This window comes from Streptomyces sp. SID11385, assembly GCF_010548245.1.
Classification (GTDB): Bacteria; Actinomycetota; Actinomycetes; order Streptomycetales; family Streptomycetaceae; genus Streptomyces.
On record NZ_JAAGLR010000696.1, the window covers coordinates 1 to 5,677 of the forward strand.

The 5,677-nt window shown below is 74.1% G+C and carries 4 protein-coding genes; all 4 read left to right on the plus strand.

Annotated features, from left to right (window positions below; translation table 11 throughout):
* Positions 1 to 1,180 (plus strand): HEXXH motif-containing putative peptide modification protein (locus G3I42_RS21335; RefSeq protein WP_164288264.1); only part of this gene is annotated, 1,180 nt, incomplete at its 5' end.
* Between the two features lie 125 nt (positions 1,181 to 1,305).
* Complete coding sequence (gene fxsT, locus G3I42_RS21340) at positions 1,306 to 4,311, plus strand: FxSxx-COOH system tetratricopeptide repeat protein (RefSeq protein ID WP_164288266.1); 3,006 nt, start codon at positions 1,306 to 1,308, stop codon at positions 4,309 to 4,311.
* Between the two features lie 152 nt (positions 4,312 to 4,463).
* On the plus strand, positions 4,464 to 4,937 hold the full coding sequence (locus G3I42_RS21345) for a CU044_2847 family protein (protein ID WP_239096590.1): 474 nt from the start codon (positions 4,464 to 4,466) through the stop codon (positions 4,935 to 4,937).
* On the plus strand, positions 4,937 to 5,677 hold a 741-nt coding region (locus G3I42_RS21350; RefSeq protein WP_239096591.1), incomplete at its 3' end, for an AAA family ATPase. The genes G3I42_RS21345 and G3I42_RS21350, both read left to right, overlap by 1 nt.

Here is a 5,677-nt window from a genome sequence, read left to right on the forward strand (position 1 = left end):
CACCGGCCCCTGGGCCCGCCAGACCCTCGCCGCGATCACCGCCCGCGAACCCGCCCCCGGCGACCGCGACCTCGGCCTCGCGCACTTCGGCGCCCTCGCCTTCGCCGCCGCCGTCGGCGCGGGACTCCCCGCCACCACGGAACTCACCGCCCACGACGGCGCCCTCGCCCTCCCCGGGATCGGCACCCTGCGCGTCGCGGACACCCGGCCCGTGCGCGTCGCGGCGGCGCACACCGAGGGCGCGATACGCCTCACGCCCCGCGGCGAACGGCGCGTCACCGTCTTCACCCGCCCGGGGCACAGCGCCTGGTCGGCCGACGCCGACTGGCTCCCGCCGCACGCCCTGCCCCCGCTCGTGCCCGGCGCCCGCCCGGTACCGCTCGACGACACCGGGCCCTACCGCGCCGCGCCCGGAGTGCGCCACCACTCCCTGAGCGACCCCGTCACCCTCGACGACGCGAGCCGCAAACCCTGGTACGAGAGCTGGACGGGCACCGCGCCGCTCCTCGCGCTCGGCGGACCGCACCGGCTCGCCGAGGCCACGAAGCTGCTCCACTCCCTCGTCCCGCTGCGCACCCCGACGAGCCGCGCGGGCGACCCCGCCGGGGGCAGTTGCAGCGCGACCCGCAAGGACGCCTTCGGCGTCGTCCTCGCGAGCGCCCCGCCGAGCCCCGTCGCCTTCGCCGCGCTCCTCGTCCACGAACTCGGCCACGCCAAGCTCTCCGCGCTCGGCGAACTGACCCACCTCCACGAGGCGGGCCCCGCCGCCGTCTACTTCGCCCCCTGGCGCCCCGACCCGCGCCCCTTCGACGGGCTCCTCCAGGGCGTCTACAGCCACCTCGCCCTCGCCCACTGGTGGCAGGCGTACGCGCTCGGCGGCCCCGAGGGACCCGAACGCGAGCACGCCTGGGCCGAGCACGCCCGCTGCCACGAGATGGTGGCCGCCGCGCTGCCCCCGCTCGTCGGCTCAGAGGCGCTCACGCCCGAGGGCCGCGCCTTCGCCGACGGGATGGTCGCCGTGCACATCGAGCTGTCCCGCACCGCCCCGCCCCCCGGACACCTCGCGCGGGCCCGCGCCTACGTCGACACCAAGCGCGCGGCGTGGCGCAGGGAGCGGGACCGCGGCCCCGGTCACACGTTCGGGCGAACCACGGGGAAAGACGTCCGGGAAGGTACCTGACGGCTCGTGAAAAAGCGCCGCCGCACGGTACGTTGAGTGGAATCGAACCACCCGCGGTGCGATCATCGCGGGGCATGCGAAGGGCCCGGCGCCGCGGGGCCGGGACGCAGCCGGGAGGGTGTCGTATGACAACGGGGACAGGCACGAGCGGCGGTGCCGGCCGGCCGCAGACCGCGGAGCCGATCACGATCAGCTTCGCCGGCTTCAACCGCGCCTGGGCGGCCTGGATCGGCCACCGCCTCAACCTGCGCGGATACCAGGTGTCCTTCCAGCGCTGGGACCCTCCTGTCACCGAGAACCTGGAGACGAGCTTCGCCGACCTGGTGCTCGCCCCCGGCAAGATCCTCCTGATCCTCAGCGACTGGTACTTCCAGCTCGGCCCCCGCAGCGCCCCCGAGTGGAACGCCGCGCTGCGCAACGTCGTCCCGCCGCACCGCGAGCGCTTCGCCGCGGTGAGCGTCGCGAGCGGCGCCCTGCCCACCGCGACCACCGCGCTCGCCCCCTCCGAGCTGACCGGGATCGGCGAGCGCGAGGCCGAGCGCCGCGTCCTGCTCGCCCTCGGCCTGCCGAGCGACCGCCTCCCCGCCCGCGTCAACGCGACGCCGGGCCCCCGCTTCCCGCTCGACACCCCCGAGGTCTGGGGCGCCGTCCCGCGCCGCAACACCCGCTTCACGGGCCGCGAGACCCTCCTGAACGAGGCGTACCACTACCTCTCCGAGGCCGGAGAGGGCGCGGGCGTCCTGACCCTCAACGGCATGTCGGGCGTCGGCAAGACGCAGCTCGCCGCCGAGTACGTCTACCGCTTCGGCTCCGAGTACGACGTCGTGTGGTGGATCAGCGCGGAGAACCGCGGCACCTACCGGCGCGGCCTCGCCGAACTCTCCACCGCGCTCGGCCTGCGCACGGGCGACGAGTACGGCGAGCGGCTGCGCGCCGCGCTCGACGCGCTGCGGCGCGGCGACCCGTACGCCAAGTGGCTCATCGTCGTGGACGGCGCCGACGAGCCCGAGGAGGTCTGGGACCTGCTCCCGACCGGGCCCGGGCACGTCCTGATCAGCTCCCGCAACACCGACTGGAGCCAGCACAACAGCCGCCTGCTCGACGTGCCGGTCTACGCGCGCGACGAGTCCGTCGCCTTCATCCGCCGCCGCGCGCCCCGCCTCGACGAGGCGGAGGCCGACCGGCTCGCCGAGGCCCTCGGCGACATGCCGCTCGTCCTCGACCAGGCGGCCGGCTGGCTCAACGACTCGGACATCTCCATCGAGCAGTACATCGAACTGCTGGAGGAGGGCGGCGACACCAGCGTCGTCAAGGTCTCCGCCGACTTCCCCGCGGCCTTCCAGACCGCGTGGAGCATACTGCTCAACCGGCTGCGGGACACCGTGCCCGAGTCCATCGACCTGCTGCGCCTGTGCACGTACTTCGCCCCCGGGCTCATCCCCGTGTGGTTCCTGCGGGACCTGCCCGCGAAGGGCGTGCCGGAACAGCTCGTCGGCCTGCTGAACGACCCGCTCCGCTGGAACAGGGCCGTCAACCAGTTGCGTCAGTACTCGGTCGTCCGCCTGGAGTCCCACGAAGGGGCCACCGAGGACGCCCAGTCCGGAGAATCCCTCTACCTGCACCGAATGGTCCATCAAATCGTGCACAGCGACATCTCGGCGGAGGAGGGCGTCGGTCTCGCCGACACGGTGCGGCGCGCCCTCGCGCTCGCCGACCCCGGCCGCCCCACCGACACCCGCAACTGGCCCCGCTACGCCGAGATCGTCCCCCACCTCAAGTACGCCGACGTCCTGCACAGCACGGACGCCGACGTGCAGCGCCTCGTCCTCAACTGCCTGCGGTACATGTACCTCTCGGGCGAGTACGACGCCGGGCGGACCTTCGGGCAGCGCGCCCTGGACACCTGGCGCGAGGTCCTCGGCCCCGAGCACCCCAGGGTCTGGGACGTCACCCACCACTACGCCAACGTGCTGCGCACCCTCGGCGAGTACGGCCCCACCGAGCGGATCGAGCGCCCCGCCGTCGAGTTCCTGCGCCGCACCAAGGGCGAGGAGGACCTCGACCACCTGCGCGCGGCCGGTGGCCTCGCCGCCGACCTGCGCGGGCTCGGCCGCTTCGAGGAGGCCAAGGAACTCTCCCTCTGGCTCGCCGACACCTACCGCGAACTCGTCGGCCCCGAGGACTCCCGCTACCTCAGCGCACAGAACAACGTGGCCGCCTCGCTGCGCCTCCTCGGTGACTACGAGGGCGCCCTCGCGATCGACCGGCGCATCCTGGAGGACCGCCGCAGGCTGCTCGCCAGGCGCCACCCCTGGACGCTCTTCTCCGAGATCTCCTACGCCACCGACCTGCGGCTGCTCGGCCGCAACGAGGAGGCGTGCTCCAACCTGGAGATGAGCGTCCGCGAGAACCAGCTCGTCATGGGCGGCGACCATCCGCAGACCCTGCGGGCCGAGTTCGGGCTTGCCATGGGCCGCTACCGCCAGGGGCAGCGGCAGGAGGCCGGTGTCGCGCTCGCTTCCATCGTCGAACGCTGCGAACGCGTCATCGGCGGCCGGCACCCCACGACGCTCCTCTTCCTCGCGAGCCTCAGCTGCTACCTCCGCGAGCACGGGGACATCGACGAGGCGCGCAGGACCGGTGAGCGCGTCGACCTCTCGTACCGCAGGACCCTCGGCGACGCGCACCCCTACACCGCCGGAGTGCGCGGCAACCTCGCCCTCATCCTGCGCAACCTCGGCGAGCGCGAGCAGGCCCTGGAGATGAGCGAGGAGGCGCTCGCCACGATGGAGCGCGCCGTCGGCACCTGGCACCCGTGGTCCCTCGGCTGCGCCATCAACACCGCCGCGATCCGCAATGTGCTCGGCGATGTCGAGAGCGCGGAACGCCTCACGGCGAAGACCGCGGTGCAGGCCACCGAGTCCCTCGGCCGCACCCACCCGCTCACCCTCAGCGCCCGTATCGCGCACGCCGCCGACCTGCGCGCCCTGCGCAAGCGCGAGGCTGCCGACAAGGAGGAGTCGGCCGCGCTCGACGACCTCGCCCAGACGCTCGGCCCGCAGCACGTCCACACCGTCTCGGCCCGCTCCCGGCAGCGCCCCTTCTGGGACTTCGAGCCGCAGACGACCTGACGGAGCACGACGCGGGCCCCGGGGCGCGGACGGTGCCCCCCGGGGCCCCGGCCTTCGTCGGCCCGTCATTTTTCCGCACGGGCGTGAAATTCAACTCCCGTGCGGAATAATGAAGTTGAGGTACGTGCGACGGTCGGGGCGAGGGGGAGGGCATGGCGGAAGAGGCCGGGCAGGGGAGTGCGCCGGACGGTGACATCCCGATCTTCGTCGACACCGGGGTGCCCGGGCAGCGCGAGAACGGCGCCCTGTGGGACGACGTACGGGCGCGGGGGAACGGCGCGGAACGGGTCGGCGCCGTCGTCCGCAACTCCTACGGCGAGGCACTCGACCTCGCCGAGCGCTGTGCCCGCCAGGCCGCCGCCCGCTTCAACGCGCTCGGCCGCGCGGTGCGCCCGGAGGAGGTCGAACTCCAGCTCGCCATCCGCGTCGAGGCCGGGGGCACGGTGGGCCTCGCCAAGTCCACCGCAGAGGCACAGCTCCAGCTCACCTTCCGCTGGGCCCCGGGCCGCACCGCCCCCGCGCTCACCGGCGCGGAGCCCGGCGAGGAGACAGCCCGGGCAGAAGCCCGCGAGGGGACGCCCGCACCGCCCGTCCCGCTCACCCCGCCCACGGCGGAAGCGCCCTGATGCCCGCCCCGGAGCGCCCCGCGCGGCGCGAGCCGGAGTCCCCCGCGCGGCGCGAGCCGGAGCCCCCCGCGCCACCCGCCCCGGAGCCCCCGGCAGCCCCCGCCCCGCGCGAGCCCGGGGCGGGAATACTCCCGTACAGCCTCGTCGTCGGGCAGGAGGACGCGAAACTGGCCCTGGAACTCCAGTACGTGGAACCCGCGATCCGCGGTGTGCTGCTCAGCGGCCAGCGCGGTACCGCCAAGTCCACCGTCGTCCGCGCCTTCGGCCTCATGACCGAGGGCCTGCTTCCGGTCACGCTCCCCATCAACGCCACCGACGACCGTGTCCTCGGCGGCTGGGAACTGGACGCGCTGCTGCGCAGCCGGGCGAGCAAGCAGCCGGGACTGCTCGCCGAGGCCGGCGAACGCGGCCTCCTCTACATCGACGAGGTCAATCTCCTCGACGACCACATCGTCAACCTCATACTCGACGCGGCGGCGACCGGCGTGCTCAGCGTGCAGCGCGAGGGCAGGAACGATGTCAGCGCGGTCTCCTTCGGCCTGTGCGGCACCATGAACCCCGAGGAGGGCGGCCTGCGTCCCCAACTCCTCGACCGCTTCGGGCTCCTCGTGCCCGTCGCCGAACTCGGCGCGGCCGAGCGCCACGCCATGGTCCGCACCGTGCTGCGCTTCGACGCCGAGCGCGCCGCCGCCCGCGCGGGCGAGCCCTCGCCGTGGCTCGCCGAGGCCCGCGCCGCCGAC